Origin of the sequence: Glutamicibacter sp. NPDC088483 (assembly GCF_044753145.1) — a bacterium.
Lineage (GTDB): Bacteria > Actinomycetota > Actinomycetes > Actinomycetales > Micrococcaceae > Glutamicibacter.
In genome coordinates, this window is sequence record NZ_JBIVMP010000002.1 from 18,943 (window position 1) to 37,574 (window position 18,632).

Below are 18,632 nucleotides of genomic sequence, written 5' to 3' on the forward strand. Positions count from 1 at the left end.
GTACAATCTGGAAATCCGCTTTCCGACGCTAGCTAAGGTAAATTTATATCGTGACTTCTCAGCAGAAACCTTTTTACATCACCACGGCTATTTCTTACCCGAACGGTACCCCGCACATTGGGCATGCCTACGAGGTAGTGGCTACCGACGTTATGGCTCGATTCAAGCGCCTGGATGGTTTTGACGTCTTCTTCCTGACCGGCACCGACGAGCACGGCCAGAAGATGATGCAGACCGCAGAGAATCTTGGGGTCACGCCGGCTCAGCTGGCCCAGCGTAACTCGGATGCATTCCAGGCCATGAATGATGAGCTGGGTACAAGCTACGACCGCTTCATCCGTACCACTGATGCAGACCATCATGCGGCTGCGCAGGAACTCTGGCGCCGCATGGAAGCCAATGATGACATTTACTTGGATAAGTACGCAGGATGGTACTCGGTACGCGATGAGGCCTTCTACACCGAAGACCAGACGGAAGTGCGCAAGGACGGTATTCGTTATGCCGTTGAAACCGACACTGAAGTTACTTGGACTGAAGAAGAGTCCTACTTCTTCCGCTTATCCAAGTACCAGGACAAGTTGCTGGAGTACTACCAGAACAACCCTGAATTCGGCGCGCCACGTTCCCGCTTCAATGAAGTAGTACGGTTTGTCGAAGGCGGTCTGATGGACCTTTCGATCTCTCGAACGACCTTTGATTGGGGCATCCCGGTACCGGGCAACGAGAAGCATGTAATGTACGTCTGGGTAGACGCCCTGACCAATTACCTGACGGGCGTTGGATTCCCGGACGTTGAGTCTGCTTCTTTCCAGAAATACTGGCCGGCAGATGTCCACGTGATCGGCAAAGACATCTCGCGATTCCACGCGATCTACTGGCCAGCATTCTTGATGTCTGCAAAACTGCCATTGCCTAAGCGCGTCATGATCCATGGATTCCTGCACAATAACGGCGTGAAGATGTCCAAATCCCTGGGCAACACTGTTTCCCCAGATGATTTTGTGAACCGTTATGGCTTGGACCAGGTACGCTACTTCTTCTTGCGTGAAGTTCCGTTCGGTGCCGACGGCAGCTACAACCACGAGACCATCGTTGCCCGTATTAACGGTGACCTGGCCAATAACTTCGGCAACCTTGCACAGCGTTCACTTTCGATGGTCGCAAAGAACTGTGGGGGAGTAGTCCCGACCCCGGGCGAATTGCTGGAAGCTGATCAGCAGATTCTGGAAGCAGCCGGCAAGCTGCTGGAGATCAACCGAGATGCTTTCTCGCGTCAGGAATTCAGCAAGGCACTTGAATCCGTTTGGCACGTTCTGGGCGATACCAATGCCTACTTCGCTGAGCAGGAGCCATGGAAGCTGAAGAAGACCGATCCTGAGCGTATGGCTACTGTCTTGTACGTGACCATTGAGATTGTCCGCAAGGTGGCGTTGCTGCTTCAGCCAGTATTGCCGCAGGCCATGACTTCTATGCTCAATGCGTTGGCAGTTGGCGAAGGTTCGGCGCGAACCTTCGAGTCCTTTGATAGCGCTTTGGTCCCAGGCACTGAGCTCCCAGCTCCTTCTCCTGTGTTCCCACGTTACGAGGAAGAGAAGTAAGAATTTTCCTGAGAGGAAATTGAGGAGTTCTGCTTGATTCTGAATCCGAGCAGAACACCTCAATTTTTTTCATTCAGTCAGGGTGTGACGACTCCGGTCTGGTAGGCGATGACTACAGCCTGGACCCGGTCACGAGCTTCCAGTTTGGCCAGAATATGACCCACATGGGTTTTGACTGTAGCTTCTGACAGGAATAGTTTTTCTGCGATTTCCGGGTTGGAAAAACCTTCTGCAATCAGGCCAAACACTTCCCGCTCGCGAGGCGTCAGCGATTCAACCGCGGCAATCAGGTGATCCTTGTGCTGTGACGAGCTCTTCTTGAGCATTGGCGCCATGTGGTCCAGCAACCGTCGAGTGGTCGATGGCGCTATGACGGCATCTCCTCGATTGACGGTGCGTACTGACTCCAAGAGTTCTTCTGGGGGCGCATCCTTCAAAAGAAAGCCGCTGGCGCCGGCTTGAATGGCGCTTAGCGCATATTCGTCCATGTCGAAAGTCGTCAGCACGATGATCTTGGGACCATCAGCGGCCTTCTTATCTGGATCCAATAGGCGTTCGGTAGCTTCGATGCCGTCCATTTCCGGCATTCGCACGTCCATCAAGATGACATCCGCCTGAGCCATCAGTGGTGCAGCTAGTGCTTCACGGCCATTGCCAGCTTCAACAATGACTTCCATATCCTCTTGGGAATTAATGAGCATTCTGAAGCCACTGCGAACCAAGAGCTGATCATCGACCAAGCCGACCTTGATGGCATCTGTATTAGGCATTTGAATATTAGTCCTCGGTGTAAGGGATGAAAACATTAACGGCGAAACCGCCCCCGGTCCGGGGGAGTGCAGTGCAGGTACCTTCATATAAGGCTACGCGTTCTTTCATTCCCTGCAGACCTTGTCCTACGCCTTCCAGGACGATGGAACCGGCACCTCGCCCATCGTCGCTGACGCTCAAATTCAGGCCCCGGGAAGTCCACTCAATATGGACTTGGGTCTGTGTATCAGGACCAGCGTGCTTAATGACATTCGTGAGCGATTCTTGAACGCATCGATAGATTGTGAGCTCCGCGCCTGCCGGTAGTTCTTTCCGCGGGGTTCCAGAAGTTTCGAGATGGACATTCAGTCCGGACACGGCAACGCTTTCTACGAGTTCAGGTACGTTTGCCAATGACGGAAGAGGGCGATTCTCCAATTCCTCATCTTTGCGTAGAACTCCCAGAAGCCTGCGCATTTCTTTCAGTGAAGCGCGGCCAGTATCTGAAACTGTCTTCAGGGTCTCGATGGCAATCTCCGGGTCTTTCGCCGCCGCATATCGTGCCCCGTTAGCCTGGGTGATGATGACAGAGAGCGAATGGGCCACGATGTCATGCATCTCGCGGGCGATGTGGTTTCTCTCGTCGGAAGCTGCCAGGGCGCGCTCGGTGAGGCGTTCTTTCTCGAGGCGTTCGGCGTGATCCCTCAGGGACTTCATGGCCAGACGCCTCGTTCGCGCTAAGTCACCGAAGGTCCAAGAAAGGGTGACAACCAATGCAAGACCCACGAAAGAAATCATCATGTCGAAGGTGAAGACGGGGGATGGATCAGGTGAGTACCTTGAGGCGCCGAACATGCTGAACGTCGCCAACAACGCGCCAATCAGACCCAGCCCCAGCGTGCTGAATGACTGCCAGCGTTTCCCGTAGACAGCCATGGTATAAACCATGATTGGAACGGATACTTGCGAGAACATCATTAGCCCGTCAAAGCCCAGTTGCAATACATGCCCGGTGGCGACAACGAGGGTCGCTGCCCATGGGCAGCGGCGCCGCACCATCAGCGGAGCTGACTGGAGAAGAGAAAGGCTCAGCACGGCGAGAACGGCGGCAACTGACATCGAAGAAGCGAGGCTGAGGGCGGCCGGTATGCAGAACAGCGTGTACAGCAGGCCGGTGATGAAATCTACCCGTCCGGGATTCTCGCGGATCCAACCGTCAATTCGACGGTGGGGATTGGCAAAGATCAAGAGTTCCTGCAATTCAACGTTTTAGTAGCTGTTGATCCGTATAGCGAAGCAAAGGATCTGTTTATCCAAGGTTATCGGCAATGAAGACGGCGATGCCTCATGCCCAGGGAGGAAATATGTCGGCGGAAACTCATCAAATCTCATTATTTGAGATGAACTCTCAAATGGCGGACGCTAGTCGATAGAATCTGTGCCATGGGAAATGTAATTGATATTGCGGTCATTCCGGGTGACGGTATTGGCCCAGAAGTTGTTGCCGAAGCGGTTAAGGTTCTGAAGTTCGTCACTAATGGTGGCAAGAACGAGATCAAGCTGACCGACTACAAGCTTGGTGCAGAGCATTGGCTGGCGACTGGCGAAACACTTCCGGATGCGACGCTGGAAGCTCTTAAGAAGCACGATGCCATTCTCTTCGGCGCTGTTGGCGCTGCCCCTGGAGATACGCGCATTCCGTCCGGAATTATCGAGCGCGAAATGCTTCTGAAGCTCCGCTTCTCGCTGGATCATTTCGTGAATCTGCGTCCGGCTAAGCTCTATCCTGGAATTGAGAGCCCCCTGGCTAACCCCGGTGAAATTGACTTCGTGGTGGTTCGCGAAGGTACCGAAGGCCCGTATGTAGGCAACGGCGGTTCGGTGCGCACGGGCACCGCGCATGAAATCGCTACCGAAGTATCGGTAAATACCGCCTATGGTGTGGAACGTGTTGTCCGCGACGCATTCCGCCGTGCATCAGAGCGTGAACGCAAGCGTGTCACCCTGGTGCACAAGCACAACGTGTTGGTGCACGCCGGGCATTTGTGGAAGCGCACTGTCGAAATGGTGGCGCAGGAATTCCCAGAGGTTACCCACGATTACCTGCACGTGGATGCGGCTACCATCTTCTTGACCACGGACCCATCGCGTTTCGACGTGATTGTCACTGACAACCTCTTTGGCGACATCCTCACCGACCAGGCCGGCGCCATTACCGGTGGTATTGGCCTGGCAGCCAGTGGCAACATCAATATGGACCGTACCTACCCATCGATGTTCGAGCCGGTTCATGGTTCGGCTCCGGATATTGCCGGCCAGCAGAAGGCAGACCCAACCGCGGCGATTCTGTCCGTGGCACTGATGCTTGATCACCTCGGGTTGGCTGAAGAAGCTCGCACAGTTGAGCAAGCTGTTGAAAAAGAGATCACTTCACGTCAAGAATTGACCGATAATCGCACCACAAGTGAAATTGGCGATGCAATTGTCGCGTTACTGGCATAAGCTGAAAGTGACGTTTCTGGTTAGCTGATAACCAGTAGCCAAATCCACGAACGGATGTTCCGCAGAGGCGTGGAGCATCCGTTCTTTGTTTATTGAACTAGGAAGTCCAGGGTAGATGGAATTCACCGAAAATCTCTCAACGAATCGCAAGAGCGAACAGGACCGAGCCGGCGTCTTGGCTAATCCTGGGTTCGGAGACTTCTTCACTGACCACACCGCAGTCATCGACTGGTCAGCAGACGATAGCGGCCGTAACGGTGAATGGCATGATGCTCGAATTGAGCCATACGGCCCTATCGCCATGGATCCGGCCGCCTCGGTCCTGCATTATGGCCAGGAAATCTTCGAAGGCCTGAAGGCCTACCGCCACGCCGATGGTTCGGTATGGACTTTCCGCCCGCAGGCCAACGCTGCCCGCATGAACAAGTCGGCTCAGCGCCTAGCACTTCCGCAGCTGGATGAAGACGTTTTCGTCGACTCGCTGCGCAAGCTGGTGGCAACGGATATCGATTGGGTTCCTACCGGTGACGGCGAAGCCCTGTACCTGCGTCCATTCATGATTGCTACCGAAGCATTCCTTGGTGTGCGTGCAGCGCGTGAGGTTTCCTACCGCGTCATCGCATCTCCAGCAGGCAATTACTTCGGTGGCGAACTCAAGCCAGTGGCTATTTGGGTATCGAAGAACTACGCACGAGCAGGCCGAGGCGGTACAGGTTCGGCTAAGTGCGGTGGCAACTACGCGGCCTCGCTCGTAGCCCAGCTGGAAGCTGAAGAAAACGGCTGCAAGCAGGTTCTGTTCCTTGACTCCTTCAATGACAATGCCGTTGAAGAGCTCGGGGGCATGAATGTCTTCTTCGTAACGAAGGACAACAAGCTGGTGACCCCAGCGTTGACCGGAACCATCCTTGAAGGCGTGACCCGTTCGTCGGTCATCCAGCTCGCGAAGGATCGCGGCATGGAGGTCGAAGAACGCAAGATCACCCTGGATGAGTGGCGTGAAGGCATCGCCTCAGGCGATATTGCCGAGGTCTTTGCTTGCGGTACAGCAGCGGTGATCACCCCAATCGGCCTGCTGAAGAACGGCGAAGAGCTCATTGGTGAGGAGAATGCTGCAGCCGGTGAGGTGACCATGTCCATTCGCGAAGAACTGCTGGGAATTCAGCGGGGTACCGTGGAAGACCGTCACGGTTGGCTGGAACGTTTGGCGTAAAGCTAGCTCAAAGTTGCTGGTCTCGAGACTTGTAGTCTCGGGACCAGTGGTTTTTAAACCGAATTGGTCATGTGCAAACGCAGTTGCTAGCGTCAGTACGTAGCAGACGCTGCTCCACTGCAAGAAGTTCTGGGGCCGATCGAACGGAGTAATGTTTGTCTGGAGAAGAGCGCAGGGAAACTAGAAGCATTGCAAGACGAAGCTTGCTCGGTCTGGCTGTTGTTGGTGGAACCGCCGCAGGGCTTTCTTTCCTCTTCCCGGACCGTCGGGCCTCTGAGATTAGCGCTCCTTCAGTGACCCCGTCTCCGAGCCCCACGCCGAAACCGACTCCCGATATGCGGTATTTAGCGAATCTGAAGAGTGGGAAAGAAATTAGTGGCCATGAAAAGGTCTTCGGCAGAGCATATTCGACGCTGAAGATTCTAGAGGCGGTACCTCTAACCAACTATCGCAATTCTTCGAAGCTTCGGTTGGCGGTGTCTGTTGTCGGGCATATCAATGAACTGCAAATAATCGATCCCTCCGTCGGCAACGCTATTCACACGTTGAATTTGCCCGATGACAGCGGGCACGGAATTGATTCGATGGTTTGGGATGAACCCCGGCAAACACTATATGTCAGTGTGGACGGGAGTGTTCTCGCATGGAATCCAGCAACTCCTGAGCAGTTCACTACCCTGGTGGACGTTGAAGGCGCCTCGGTTGCATATGAGCTTCGGCTTGATTCGAGCGGCAATTTGTGGGGAGGAACCTATCCACTCGGCGCAAGCTTCAACTACAACGTCGAAAGCAAGAATCTTCGAGTATTTGATCGTGTAGCCGAAGACACCGACTATATCCGCCGGCTGGCATTGGATGGCCGGGGCAGGGTTTGGATGGGAACGGGGTCTCGGAATCCTAGGCTATTCACCTTTGAGGCGGGGAAGCCGGATGCAGTACGTGAAATAGACCTTCCAGTGGATGTGGCCCATGGATTCATTGGGTCAATCGACCCTATCGGGCACTACCTCGCTGTTACCGTTAGCTCCGTTTCTGAACAACTCATACTCGATACCCGGACGATGAAATGGCACGAGCCAGTGACCCGGGTATGGGCATCGCGCGAGATTTCCAAGGCCAGTTCGGGGAGATTCTTCAGCATCACTGCCGGCCATCTGCATTCAACTGCATTCCAGGGAATGGATGACAAGCAGCTCGGAAAAGTCGAGGCGCGTGGCATCTTGTGCATCATTCCGCAGAATGGGCGCATCCTCATCTTCAGTACGACAACCGATGGGATTCTCTGCGAAACATTCGATTTGGGTTTGAATCGCGTACGCGCTACCCGCGAAATCAGATTGACCCCGAGCGCCATCAAGATCCAATCGCTGCTCGGACACAGTGACGGAAACATCTATATCGGAGGTTACAAGGCGAACGGTGTCGCCGCGTTGAATCCGGAAACTGGCGTTCGTTGGAACTCCGGCGATGACGAGCAGGTGATCAATCAGATCGAAGGAATGGTCGAATACGACCAGAACAAAACCTATATCGGTTCCTACGGTAGTGCTGACCTGGTCCTCATGGAGACACCTCAAAACAACGCCGACAGAAACTATGACCGGATTGCACGGCTGCTCACTGAGTACTCGCAATCGAGGCCCTTTGGCTGGGCAGCAAATTCATCCAGCGTGTTTTTCGGAACTGTTCCGGAATATGGAGTTTCAGGCGGTGTTCTGGGGAAGATTGATCCTGCTACTGATACGGTCTCTTGGGTTCTTGACGGGGACGGCAAAGGATTCGTTTCAGGCCATTCCATCATCGGGCTAGCCGCCGATGAATCGTATCTCTATGGCACCACTTCGGTACGCAACGGATATGGCGTTGAAGATACGAAAAGTCCTGCCAAGGTCTTCAAGATGCACATAGCGTCCCGCAAGATCCTCTGGGAAACAAGTCCTGTGGAATCCGCTGGCGCGTTGTATTCACCTGTGATTACCGGCGGTTGGCTGGCCGTAGCCGATCTGCAAGGTGTAGCCTTGCTGGACTTGGACAGCGGACAGTTGAAGAAACGGCATATCGTCAACAACGTTAAAAACACTTCCTATCGTCCTGGATGGCTAGCTGCAGACGTAAGGGCAACGCCGGATGGGCAGAAGATGGTTCATGCTGCAGGGGGTGGAATAACAGTGATGGATTATGTTGCAGGAACTACTCATTCCGTCGTGTCCACACGAAGCCATGACCGGCACGGCACCAGATTGACCGTTGGTGCCGACGGCCACGTGTACGGGATTCTAAATCAAACCACACTGGTGCAGCTTGCCCTGGCGCCGGAATTGACCTAGCCAAGTTCGCGGCGACGAGCCGAGGTGGATTGCCGTCCGAGGATTTCCTTCCCTTCATTAGCCGTATTTCGCAGTCGCAGTTCCTGCAGTGAAGGAAAAGCCGAGACGTCATAGTTTAGGCTTGTATTCATGCGCATTGCACGATTTGTAGTAGATAGCGACCCGCTGTACGGCGTCGTCGACGGTAACGATATTCATGTTTTGGCTGGAGATCCATTTTTCCAGGGGATCAAGACCACTGGTGCTACGCACCCTTTGGATGATGTTCGGTTGGTAGCGCCGATCATCCCTCGCTCAAAGGTGGTGGGCTTTGGCCGCACGTACCGCGAGCACGCCAAGGAACTTGGAAATGAAGTTCCTGCTGAGCCGCTGATGTTCTTGAAGCCGAATACTTCCGTAGTCGGCCATGGAGACCCCGTCACCCTGCCGGCGTTTTCAAATGAAGTTTCCTTCGAAGGTGAACTTGCCGTGGTGATCGGCCGTATCTGCAAGGACGTTCCAGCCGACAAGGCGCAGGACGTGATCTTCGGCTACACCGTAGCAAACGACCTGACCGCCCGCGATGCTCAGCGCACCGATCCGCAGTGGGCTCGTGCCAAGGGCTTTGACGGTTCTTGCCCGCTGGGCCCGTGGATTGAGACTGAGATTGCCGACCCGGATGATCTGGGAATTATCAGCCGCGTCAATGGCGAGGTTCGCCAAGATGGAACTACCAACGACATGATCTGGCCAGTCAACGAATTGGTTGCTCGTGCTTCCGAAGCTTTCACCTTGCTGCCAGGCGATGTCATCATGACTGGGACCCCTGCGGGTGTCGGCCTAGTCAATGCAGGCGACGTTGTAGAAGTGGAAGTCGAAGGTATCGGTTCATTGCGAACCGTCTTCCGTCGCTAGGAACCATCACTGATGTTGTGAGGCTTTCGATCGCTAATGTGATCGGGAGCCTCGCGCTTTAACTGCAAGTTTCTTTGCAGAAGGCATAGAATGAAAACATCATGACTGATCTTTCGTTGATTCCCGTTGTTACCGAAGATACCCCGGTACGCGTTCGTTTTTGCCCATCCCCAACTGGTACCCCTCACGTAGGTTTGATCCGTACTGCCCTCTTCAACTGGGCCTACGCGCGTCACACCGGCGGCAAAATGGTCTTCCGCATCGAAGACACTGATGCCAAGCGTGACTCCGAGGAAAGCTACAACCAGCTTTTGGATGCTCTGGCTTGGTTGGGTATCGATTGGGACGAGGGCGTCAACGCGGGCGGTCCGCATGAGCCATACCGCCAGTCGCAGCGTGGTGAGATCTACGAGGACGTCATTGCCAAGCTTCGCGCTGCAGGCCATCTTTACGAGTCCTACTCGACCCCAGAAGAAGTTGAAGCACGCCACAAGGCAGCCGGCCGTGACCCGAAGCTGGGCTACGACAACTTCGACCGCGAACTGACCGATGAGCAGAAAACCGCGTTCAAGGCCGAGGGTCGTGAACCGGTATTGCGTGTTCGCATGCCGGATCACGACATTACCTTCAATGACCTGGTACGTGGCGAGATCACCTTCAAGGCTGGATCCGTTCCCGACTATGTGGTGGTGCGCGCCAACGGGAAGCCGCTGTACACCCTGGTCAACCCAATCGATGATGCGCTGATGGGCATTACCCACGTACTTCGTGGCGAAGACCTGTTGTCCTCGACCCCACGCCAGGTCGTCTTGTATGCGTTGCTGCACGATATCGGCGTTGCCCAGTACATGCCGCGTTTTGGCCACCTGCCATACGTTATGGGACAGGGCAACAAGAAGCTCTCCAAGCGTGATCCAGAATCCAGCGTATTCTTGCACCGCGACAATGGATTCATCCCGGAAGGCCTGCTGAACTATCTCGCGCTTCTTGGCTGGTCGCTAAGTGCTGATGAAGATATCTTCTCGCGTGAGCAGCTGGTAGAAGCCTTCGATGTAGCAGATGTGCTGTCCAATCCTGCCCGCTTCGATGTGAAGAAGGCAGAAGCAATCAACGGAACCCACGTGCGCATGCTCGAAGCACAGGATTTCCGTGATCGTTTGGTCCCTTACCTGCAGGCCGCTGGCCTGGTGGGCGAGGAGCTGACTGAACGTGAAAACGACATCCTGGACCAGGCTGCGCCGCTGGTGCAGGAACGTATTGCCCTGTTGGGTGAAGCGACCGACATGCTTGAATTCCTCTTCAAGTCTGATGACGAAATTGTCATTGATGAGAAAGCGCTCAAGGGAATGCCGGCAAACCTGGTTGAGGTTGTCGACGCTACCGTCCAGGGCCTCGAAACCCTTACCGAATGGAACGCCGAAACCATCCAGAAAGCACTGCGCACGAAGCTTGTGGACGAACTGGAACTGAAGCCTCGTCAGGCATTCGGTCCAGCCCGCGTTGCTATCTCGGGAAAGCGCGTATCTCCACCGCTCTTCGAGTCCATGGAAATTCTTGGACGCGAGTCGAGTCTCAAGCGTTTGCGCGCATTTGGCGAGTCCCGCTAGCTATTCGCCGAATGCCCGCTGAGAAGCACGTTGAACGCCTCGGATGGTTCCAGTCCTGTGAGCTGGTCCTGTCCGAGGCGTTTTCGTTGAGATTGTTGACGCACTCGTAGATGTGCGAACGGCCGCAATCCGCGTTTATCGTCCATGTCCGAGCCGGAGCTGGCGCATCTGTATCTTGAGCGACTGGCCGGGATTGAGGCAGGTTTTGCGGATGATGGTGCTTATGCCCGGGAAAGGTACATGGCAGGCGGGCTTATGTTCATGGGGCAGCGAGAAGTGCGGTTGCTGCGTGCGTGGAGTTTGGCAAGATTAACCGCGTCAAGCGGAGAAGCCTAAACCCCATTTGTGCCCCGTTCCTTGGCCGGTGCGCTGAACTAGAGGGTCTGCCGGCACAGGCGCTTTGCATAGGGGATGACCCTGTTGGCGGCTATCAATGTGCCGTTGACGGGGGACTCCAGTATTTTCTCACGGACAGTGCTTCACTTCACAAGAATTTCCCTGCTTGGCTAGTGGCGGATTTGGGATGACTGGCAGCTGTTCTTTGCTGATTTTCCGCGGATTCTGCGTGGGGCACCGGTCGCGAGGCTCGATTTGTGTACTGAACATTAGGCCGGTATAGTTTTATCTCGTGCTACGGCAGTGGCCGGAATGACGCTCAGCTGAATTCCGGAAAGGCCAAGTCACAGTGGGATATGGTGTAATTGGCAACACAACGGTTTCTGGTTCCGTCATTCTAGGTTCGAGTCCTGGTATCCCAGCGCTTCACCAAAGAGATTTGGTGAGCTGAAGATTAATCTTCAGCATACGGCCCCATCGTATAGCGGCCTAGTACTCCGCCCTCTCACGGCGGCAACACGGGTTCGAATCCCGTTGGGGTCACCACAGTAAAACCGCGGAGAATTCCGCGGTTTTTGCGTTTCCCGGACAAAATCTGCATCAGGCTCGCGGGTTTCCCTGTTGGCATGAGGCAAGATAGTTCTCATGGAGTCGAATTCAGATCTGGCTAAGAGCTCAGCGCAGGAAACTGCCTCGCAAACCGAAATTGGCAGTGATTCCGCGGCGCGTTTGAGCGAGCTCCAGAAGCTGCTCGAAGAGCTTTCCTTTGTAAATGGCCAGCCACGAGAAGCCTCTGCGTTCGAAGAACTGCGCAACAAGGCATTGCATCAAATCTCGGACTACCTGATTCCACGAGTTTCGAATCTCGGCGCACCGCTACTGGTGGTCGTCGGTGGCTCCACGGGCTCGGGCAAATCGACTCTAGTCAATTCCCTTCTGGGAGAACCTGTCAGTCTCTCCGGCGCCGTGCGTCCGACCACCCGGACTCCGGTCTTGGCTTTCAACCCTGTTGACCAATCCTTCTTTGAATCTGAACGGATTCTTCCCGAACTTAAACGCGTAGCCGGACGTGGCTTCAATGCCGATGCCGGAGCAGCCAGTAATCATGCGCTGTTGATGACGCCCCGTGAGCAGGTACCACGAGGTTTGGCCATCCTCGATGCCCCGGATATCGACTCGGTTTCCGACGAGAACAGGGAATTGGCGGGCCAGCTTCTGAACGCAGCAGATCTGTGGATTTTTGTCACCACAGCCAATAGATACGCCGATGCTCTTCCTTGGGATATGCTCACCGAAGCCGGCGCACGGAAAATTACCGTCTGCGTCGTCTTGAACAGGGTGCCACCTGGAGCCGAAGACGATATTGTTCCGGATTTGAAACGCCTGTTAAGCGAGAAGGACCTGGATCCGTCGTTGCTGCATGTCCTGAACGAGACGCAACTGGATGACCAGAAATTGATTCCAAGTGAGCACGTGGAACCCTTGCTCGCGTGGCTGAACTCACTGGCAGCAGATTCCGCTAAACGGCAGCAGATTGCGGCCCAAACACTTGACGGCGCGTTGCGGCGCACCACCGCAGATGTCAGTGAGCTTATCGCTGAACTGCAAGAGCAGGAGAAACAGCTCGTTGAATTGCGCGCCATTACCAATGAGCGCTTTGAGCAATCGCTGGCCAGAATTAACGATTCGCTCAATGACGGCTCATTGCTGCGTGGCGAAATCCTGGCCCGGTGGCAGGACTTCGTAGGAGCGGGCGAGCTGCTGCGCGGAATCGAAGGCGCCATTGGACGGATGAGGGATCGTGTTGGCGCATTCCTGACTGGTAAACCGCCAGCAACCCATCGTGTTGAACAAGCCATCGAATCAGGCCTGCACATGGTCTTCATTGCCGAGGCAACCAAGGCCTGCCACGACGTTGACAGGTCGTGGAAGAACACGCCATTTGGCCAAGCGTTAAGCTCTAATCTGCAATCGCCGCGCCCGCCACAGGATCTCAATGAGCAAGCTTCGGAAAGCATCCGGCTTTGGCAAAAAGATGTCTTGGACATGATTCGGCAGGAGGGCGCCGGGAAGCGCAAGACGGCCCGCATGGCGGCATTTGGAGTCAACGGGGTGGCGGTCATCCTGATGGTCGTGGTCTTTGCGTCAACAGCGGGCCTCACCGGTCTGGAAATCGGTATTGCCGGCGGCTCCGCATTGGTAGGGCAGAAACTGCTGGAAGCAATTTTTGGCGAGGATGCGGTACGTCGCATGGCCACCAAAGCCCGCAAGATGCTTGACACCCGGGCACGGGATCTACTGGATAGGACCTCGTCGATCTACCTGGACGAGCTAGCCGCAAAATCGCAGCCGGAGCTTGCCGATCGTTTGGGCAAGATTACCTCAGCCTTGAGCAGCAAAGGGGCTCACTAATGTCCGAGCGCAAGATTCTCAGAGCAGTCAGCGGTCTCAACTCTCAAATCAACAGCATCGTGGAAGCGATGCAGCTTGCAGAACCATATCTGGAACCAGAAACCATCGATCTAGCCGCGGACGTTATCACGCGTGCTGAATCTCGGCGCCAGCTTTCATCCGAACATGTGGTTGTAGGACTTTTCGGTGCCACGGGCAGCGGAAAATCAACGATGTTCAACGCTTTGGTAGGGCATGAGTTGGCGGCCACGGGTGTCATCCGCCCGACTACTACTGATACTGTCGCTGCAATCTGGGAACCAGAAGGATCAAGCGAGTTACTGGACTGGCTGGAAGTTACTACTCGTCACGTCATGGGCGATCAGGACAACCGGGCGCAACATGGAAAGAAAAAGAAGTTCGACTCCGGTCTCTTGCTGTTGGACCTACCGGACATGGATTCCACGGCAGTGGATCACCACAAGATTGCTGCTCGTTTGGTGGGCCAAGTGGATTATCTGGTATGGGTGCTTGATCCGCAGAAATACGCCGACGCGTCAATACACCATGGATATCTCAATTCCTTGCGCAGCCAGCAGGGGAACCTGCTGATCGTCCTGAACCAGATTGACAAGATTGCACAACAAGAACGCAAGCAAGTCGTCGATTCCTTGCGCGGCATCTTGGCAACCTCCGGCTTGGAGAACCTTCCCATCGTTTGCGCCTCTGCTGCCACGGGCGAAGGGATCGCAGATGTGCATGCCAAGATTGCGGCCGCGGCGAAAAACAAGGCACTTTCCACGCGTCGGCTCCGCGCAGATGTTGATCAAGTCATCCACCGCCTCAGTGAGGAGCTCCAGGTGGAAAAGGTGCGCCTGCCTAGCCAGCTGCACCAAGCAGAGCTGGAGCGTGTGATCGCAAAAGCGCACGGCGCCCAGTACATTGCTGACGCAGTGGAGACCTCCTACCTGCTTCGGGGTGCTTCGCGAACAGGATGGCCTTTGACCACGTGGCTGGTCAAGCTGCGCAACGATCCGCTGAAACGGATGAATCTTGGGCGCCGGTATGAAGACCCGGAATTGTCCTTGACTTCGCGTCCAGAGCTTTCTGTCGCGGAGGCTTCGGCTATCGAACATGGCATTAACCAGTATGTTTCCGAGGCTTCCAATGATCTTCCGGAAAGCTGGAAAGAGCCACTGCGTGAAAAGGTGCACGCGAATACGGAGGTACTAGATGACGGCATCGATGCGGCTATAGCCGGCACACCGCTGGGTGTTGAACGGTCCTCGTGGTGGTGGCCGGTAGTCAAAGTCATCCAATGGGTGGCACTTGTTGCGGCCCTGGGCGGAGCCTTGTGGCTCGCAGGCTATCCGGTGGCTGGATACTTCCAATTCGACCTGCCACAGGCTCCCCGGGTCGAAGGAATCGCCGTCCCGACGCTGCTGGTTTTCATAGGAATACTGCTGGGTATTGTCCTTGGCTTGGCTTGCTCGTTTGTCAACCGAATAGTCGCTAAAGTTAAGCGTAGGAAAGCGTTGAAGAACATTGAACGCTCGATATCCCACTTGGTCAGGCAGGCCGTGATTGATCCTGTTGACCAGCACTTGGACACCTTCAATAGTTATTCAGCATTGATCACCTCAGCAGCCAAGAAAGCCGATTAGAACCCTGTGACTACAAACCAACCAAACGTCGATGCAACGGTAGGTGACCTTGGGGAACAAGGCATCCTGGACGCGATGTTGCCGCTGCTTGATTCTGAACAAGCAAGTCTCGGGCCCGGCGATGACGCAGGCGCGCTGCGCGTGCGCGGAACGGAAGTTCTCGTCTCCGTGGATACTCTGGTTGAGAATCAAGATTTTAGGTTGATCTGGCCCAGCGGGTTAGAGCACAGAGCCTATGACATCGGGTGGAAATCCATTGCCCAAAATGTTTCGGACATTAATGCGATGGGCGGTCACGCAACTGGCGCCGTGATTTCTTTGTCCCTGCCGAAGGACACTTCCTTGGAATGGGTCAGGGACTTCAGCCGCGGCATCGCCGAGGCGATACAGGGACTTGGCGCACAGGAACTTACCATTCTGGGGGGAGACCTCGGGAAGTCCCAAGAAATTTCCGTTACCACTACAGTTCTGGGCGAATGCGAGCATGGCAAGGTCCTGAGGAGCGGAGTCCAAGTTGGCGACCGCATTGCCGTGGCAGGACGTGTCGGTGCAGCTGGGGCAGGGCTTTCCGTCCTGGAACATGATCGCAACGAACAAGACTGGAGCCGGGCGGTGCGCCGGCTGGTCCAGGCGCAGTGCCGACCCGTGCCACCGTTGGAATCCGGCCCGCGTGCCGCGGGAGCTGGTGCTACAGCCATGATGGACATATCTGATGGGCTGATCCGTGACGCTGGGCGCCTGGCCAAAGCCAGCCATGTGAATCTCGAGTTAGAGTCTTCCGCGCTGCAGGATTATGCTGTTCGCTTGGAAGCCGCGTCAGAACTGACAGGCACCGATCCGATGTCGTGGGTACTGTACGGCGGCGAAGATTTTGGACTCCTTGCCGCCTTCCCAGAGGGAATTGAAATCCCAGAGGAATTCACCGTAATTGGTGCTGCCAAGCCGGCTAATGGCCGCCGCGCAGTAGTGAAACTTGATGGCAAGGTCTCAAAGCCCGAGACAGGCTTTGACCACTTCGGCTAGCTGCACCGAACGTGCTTCAAGAGCTGGCTACGCGCGATCATTCTGGATGCGCAGCAGTTCAGAAAGCTCGTGGGCGGCGCTAGTCACGGCTTCGTGGTGAATCTTCCCCGGCTGGCGCGTGAGCCGTTCAATCGGGCCGGATAAGGACAGAGCCGCGATGACTCGTCCGGACTGACCGCGAACAGGTGCCGATACGGAAGCAACACCTGGCTCGCGTTCTCCCAGCGACTGGGCCCAACCACGTCGACGGACGCCAGCCAGAATTGTCGGCGTGAAGCGCGCGTGATGCAATCCATCGACCATGCGTTCATTGTCTTCCCAGGCGAGCAGAATCTGGGCTGCCGAGCCGGCTTTCATGGACAGCTGGGTTCCAACAGGGATGGTGTCACGCAGGCCGATTGGACGCTCAGCACTGGCGATGCACACACGATAATCGCCCTGCTTGCGGAAAATCTGCGTGCTTTCACCGGTGAGGTCGCGAAGCTTGATGAGCACGGGGCCAGCGGCGCTGACCAATCGGTCTTCGCCAGCGGCGCTGGCGAGTTCCACCAGACGGTTTCCCAGTTCAAAGCGGCCATGCATGTCGCGTCCCACCAATCCATGGTGAACCAGCGATTGCGCAATGCGGTGCACCGTAGGACGCGAAATCTCGGTGAGTTCCACCAGCTGGGACAAGGAAGTGGGGCCATTCTCCAATGCGTTGAGAATGGCTGCTGCCTTGTCCAGTACGCCTACGCCGCTGCCTGTTGTCATAGTTCCAGTATCACGTCTCAGTATTTGAGATTCAAGTCCGCATACTGGAAAAGTCGATCTATGAAGTGTCAAAGTTGGAGTATCAAATGTTCGTAGCTTGAGGAGTGTGTCGCATGTCCGCCATGCAGTCGCCCCAGACATTGGCAGAAAAAGTCTGGAATGCACATGTTGTGCGCCGAGGAGAAGGCGAAGGTGAAGCCCGCCAGCCGGATTTGATCTACATTGATCTCCACCTGCTGCACGAGGTGACCTCGCCGCAGGCCTTCGAGGGCCTGCGCCTGGCTGGCCGTCCGCTGCGTCGTCCAGACCTGACGATTGCGACCGAAGACCACAACACTCCCACGCTGGATATTGACAAGCCCATTGCCGACCTGACCAGCCGCACCCAGATCCACACCCTGCGGGATAACTGCAAGGAATTCGGTGTTCGCCTGCACTCCTTGGGCGACAAGGAGCAGGGCATCGTTCACGTGGTAGGTCCGCAGCTGGGTCTGACCCAGCCAGGCATGACTGTTGTCTGCGGTGATTCGCATACTTCGACCCATGGCGCCTTCGGAGCCCTTGCTTTGGGTATCGGCACCTCGGAAGTCGAGCATGTCATGGCCACCCAGTCGCTGAGCTTGAAGCCATTCAAGACCATGGCGATTAACGTCGAAGGCACCTTGAAGCCTGGTGTTACCTCCAAGGACATCATCTTGGCGGTCATTGCCAAGATCGGTACCGGTGGCGGCCAGGGATACGTGCTGGAGTACCGTGGTTCAGCGATTCGTTCGCTGTCCATGGATGCCCGCATGACCATCTGCAACATGTCCATCGAGGCTGGCGCCCGCGCCGGCATGATCGCTCCGGACGAGACCACCTTCGAATACGTCAAGGGGCGCCCGCACGCACCGGCAGGCGAAGACTGGGACGCCGCCGTCGAGGACTGGAAGCAGCTGCACACCGATGAAGGCGCGCGCTTCGACGCTGAAGTCTTCTTGAATGCAGATGAACTTGAACCATTTGTCACCTGGGGTACCAACCCGGGCCAGGGTGTATCGCTGTCTGAGAATGTGCCTTCTCCGGAAGACTTCGAAGACGAGAATGATCGCAAGGCCTGCGAGCGTGCTTTGAACTACATGGGTCTGACCGGCGGCACTCCGCTGAAGGACATCCGCGTGGATACCGTCTTCCTGGGGTCCTGCACCAACTCCCGCATGGAGGACCTGCGTGCAGCAGCTCAGGTCATCAAGGGCAAGGAAAAGGATCCTGATGTCCGCATGATCGTGGTACCCGGCTCGGCGCGTGTTCGGCTGGAAGCCGAAGCAGAAGGCCTGGACCAGATTTTCAAGGATTTCGGTGCTGAATGGCGCTTTGCAGGTTGCTCCATGTGCCTGGGCATGAACCCGGACCAGCTGGCCGAGGGGGAGCGCTGCGCGTCCACCTCCAACCGCAACTTCGAAGGACGCCAGGGCAAGGGCGGACGTACCCACCTGGTGTCGCCGCTGGTGGCCGCGGCTACCGCAATCCGTGGAACTCTCTCGTCGCCTAGCGACCTTGTCAACGCACCGGCTTCGGTCTAGGAAGGATCACCG

General features: G+C 55.8%; 13 protein-coding genes and 2 tRNA genes. 12 read left to right on the forward strand and 3 right to left on the reverse strand.

Annotated features, from left to right (window positions below; translation table 11 throughout):
* Positions 1-50 precede the first annotated feature (50 nt).
* Positions 51-1,601: a methionine--tRNA ligase gene (metG, locus tag ACIP6G_RS04290; RefSeq protein ID WP_400288790.1), complete on the forward strand. Its 1,551-nt coding sequence runs from the start codon at positions 51-53 to the stop codon at positions 1,599-1,601.
* 77 nt (positions 1,602-1,678) lie between these two features.
* Here metG and ACIP6G_RS04295 read toward each other — a convergent pair whose 3' ends face one another.
* Both ACIP6G_RS04295 and ACIP6G_RS04300 read right to left on the reverse strand, forming a co-directional pair.
* The gene (locus tag ACIP6G_RS04295; RefSeq protein ID WP_105659141.1) at positions 1,679-2,371 is read right to left on the reverse strand and encodes a response regulator transcription factor; all 693 of its coding nucleotides are present in this window, start codon (positions 2,369-2,371) and stop codon (positions 1,679-1,681) included.
* A gap of 7 nt (positions 2,372-2,378) precedes the next feature.
* A complete protein-coding gene (locus tag ACIP6G_RS04300) occupies positions 2,379-3,611 on the reverse strand; it encodes a sensor histidine kinase (protein ID WP_105659142.1) in 1,233 nt (410 codons plus the stop codon).
* Positions 3,612-3,794: 183 nt separating this feature from the next.
* On the opposite strand from ACIP6G_RS04300, the gene ACIP6G_RS04305 reads away from it, so the two are divergent.
* The 10 genes from ACIP6G_RS04305 (at position 3,795) to thiL (ending at position 16,305) form a co-directional block, all read left to right on the forward strand.
* The gene (locus tag ACIP6G_RS04305) at positions 3,795-4,853 is read left to right on the forward strand and encodes a 3-isopropylmalate dehydrogenase (protein ID WP_105659143.1); all 1,059 of its coding nucleotides are present in this window, start codon (positions 3,795-3,797) and stop codon (positions 4,851-4,853) included.
* Between the two features lie 115 nt (positions 4,854-4,968).
* Positions 4,969-6,063: a branched-chain amino acid aminotransferase gene (locus tag ACIP6G_RS04310; RefSeq protein ID WP_400288793.1), complete on the forward strand. Its 1,095-nt coding sequence runs from the start codon at positions 4,969-4,971 to the stop codon at positions 6,061-6,063.
* Positions 6,064-6,218: 155 nt separating this feature from the next.
* Entirely contained in the window at positions 6,219-8,390 is a 2,172-nt protein-coding gene (locus ACIP6G_RS04315; RefSeq protein ID WP_400288795.1) for a hypothetical protein, read from the forward strand.
* A 129-nt stretch (positions 8,391-8,519) separates the two neighbouring features.
* Positions 8,520-9,284, forward strand: a complete 765-nt coding sequence (locus tag ACIP6G_RS04320; protein WP_400288798.1) for a fumarylacetoacetate hydrolase family protein — start codon at positions 8,520-8,522, stop codon at positions 9,282-9,284.
* Positions 9,285-9,385: 101 nt separating this feature from the next.
* Complete coding sequence (gltX, locus tag ACIP6G_RS04325) at positions 9,386-10,891, forward strand: glutamate--tRNA ligase (RefSeq protein WP_400288800.1); 1,506 nt, start codon at positions 9,386-9,388, stop codon at positions 10,889-10,891.
* Positions 10,892-11,577: 686 nt separating this feature from the next.
* A tRNA-Gln gene (locus ACIP6G_RS04330) sits at positions 11,578-11,649 on the forward strand.
* Positions 11,650-11,697: 48 nt separating this feature from the next.
* Positions 11,698-11,773, forward strand: a tRNA-Glu gene (locus ACIP6G_RS04335).
* A 99-nt stretch (positions 11,774-11,872) separates the two neighbouring features.
* The gene (locus ACIP6G_RS04340; RefSeq protein ID WP_400288803.1) at positions 11,873-13,639 is read left to right on the forward strand and encodes a dynamin family protein; all 1,767 of its coding nucleotides are present in this window, start codon (positions 11,873-11,875) and stop codon (positions 13,637-13,639) included.
* Positions 13,639-15,282 carry a GTPase gene (locus tag ACIP6G_RS04345; RefSeq protein WP_400288805.1) on the forward strand — a complete coding sequence of 548 codons (1,644 nt, stop codon included), beginning with the start codon at positions 13,639-13,641 and terminating at the stop codon, positions 15,280-15,282. The genes ACIP6G_RS04340 and ACIP6G_RS04345 overlap by 1 nt, the downstream gene beginning before the upstream one ends.
* Before the next feature lie 75 nt (positions 15,283-15,357).
* Positions 15,358-16,305, forward strand: coding sequence for a thiamine-phosphate kinase (gene thiL / locus ACIP6G_RS04350; protein WP_400288807.1), 948 nt, complete (start codon positions 15,358-15,360; stop codon positions 16,303-16,305).
* Positions 16,306-16,332: 27 nt separating this feature from the next.
* Here the strand turns inward: thiL and ACIP6G_RS04355 are convergent, their stop codons facing one another.
* The gene (locus ACIP6G_RS04355; protein ID WP_105659150.1) at positions 16,333-17,058 is read right to left on the reverse strand and encodes an IclR family transcriptional regulator; all 726 of its coding nucleotides are present in this window, start codon (positions 17,056-17,058) and stop codon (positions 16,333-16,335) included.
* 122 nt (positions 17,059-17,180) lie between these two features.
* Here ACIP6G_RS04355 and leuC point away from each other — a divergent pair, with 122 nt between their 5' ends.
* Positions 17,181-18,620 (forward strand): 3-isopropylmalate dehydratase large subunit, encoded by a 1,440-nt coding sequence (gene leuC / locus ACIP6G_RS04360; RefSeq protein WP_041649644.1) that lies wholly within the window; start codon positions 17,181-17,183, stop codon positions 18,618-18,620.
* The last annotated feature ends 12 nt before the right edge of the window (positions 18,621-18,632 follow it).

Excerpts from the sequence above, each read along its gene's own strand:
- ACIP6G_RS04355 (WP_105659150.1), bottom strand. The coding sequence starts at position 17,058 with ATGACAACAGGCAGCGGCGTAGGCGTACTGGACAAGGCAGCAGCCATT.
- gltX (WP_400288800.1), top strand. The coding sequence starts at position 9,386 with ATGACTGATCTTTCGTTGATTCCCGTTGTTACCGAAGATACCCCGGTA.
- ACIP6G_RS04295 (WP_105659141.1), bottom strand. The coding sequence starts at position 2,371 with ATGCCTAATACAGATGCCATCAAGGTCGGCTTGGTCGATGATCAGCTC.
- ACIP6G_RS04310 (WP_400288793.1), top strand. The coding sequence starts at position 4,969 with ATGGAATTCACCGAAAATCTCTCAACGAATCGCAAGAGCGAACAGGAC.
- leuC (WP_041649644.1), top strand. The coding sequence starts at position 17,181 with ATGCAGTCGCCCCAGACATTGGCAGAAAAAGTCTGGAATGCACATGTT.
- ACIP6G_RS04305 (WP_105659143.1), top strand. The coding sequence starts at position 3,795 with ATGGGAAATGTAATTGATATTGCGGTCATTCCGGGTGACGGTATTGGC.
- ACIP6G_RS04320 (WP_400288798.1), top strand. The coding sequence starts at position 8,520 with ATGCGCATTGCACGATTTGTAGTAGATAGCGACCCGCTGTACGGCGTC.
- ACIP6G_RS04345 (WP_400288805.1), top strand. The coding sequence starts at position 13,639 with ATGTCCGAGCGCAAGATTCTCAGAGCAGTCAGCGGTCTCAACTCTCAA.
- ACIP6G_RS04340 (WP_400288803.1), top strand. The coding sequence starts at position 11,873 with ATGGAGTCGAATTCAGATCTGGCTAAGAGCTCAGCGCAGGAAACTGCC.
- thiL (WP_400288807.1), top strand. The coding sequence starts at position 15,358 with ATGTTGCCGCTGCTTGATTCTGAACAAGCAAGTCTCGGGCCCGGCGAT.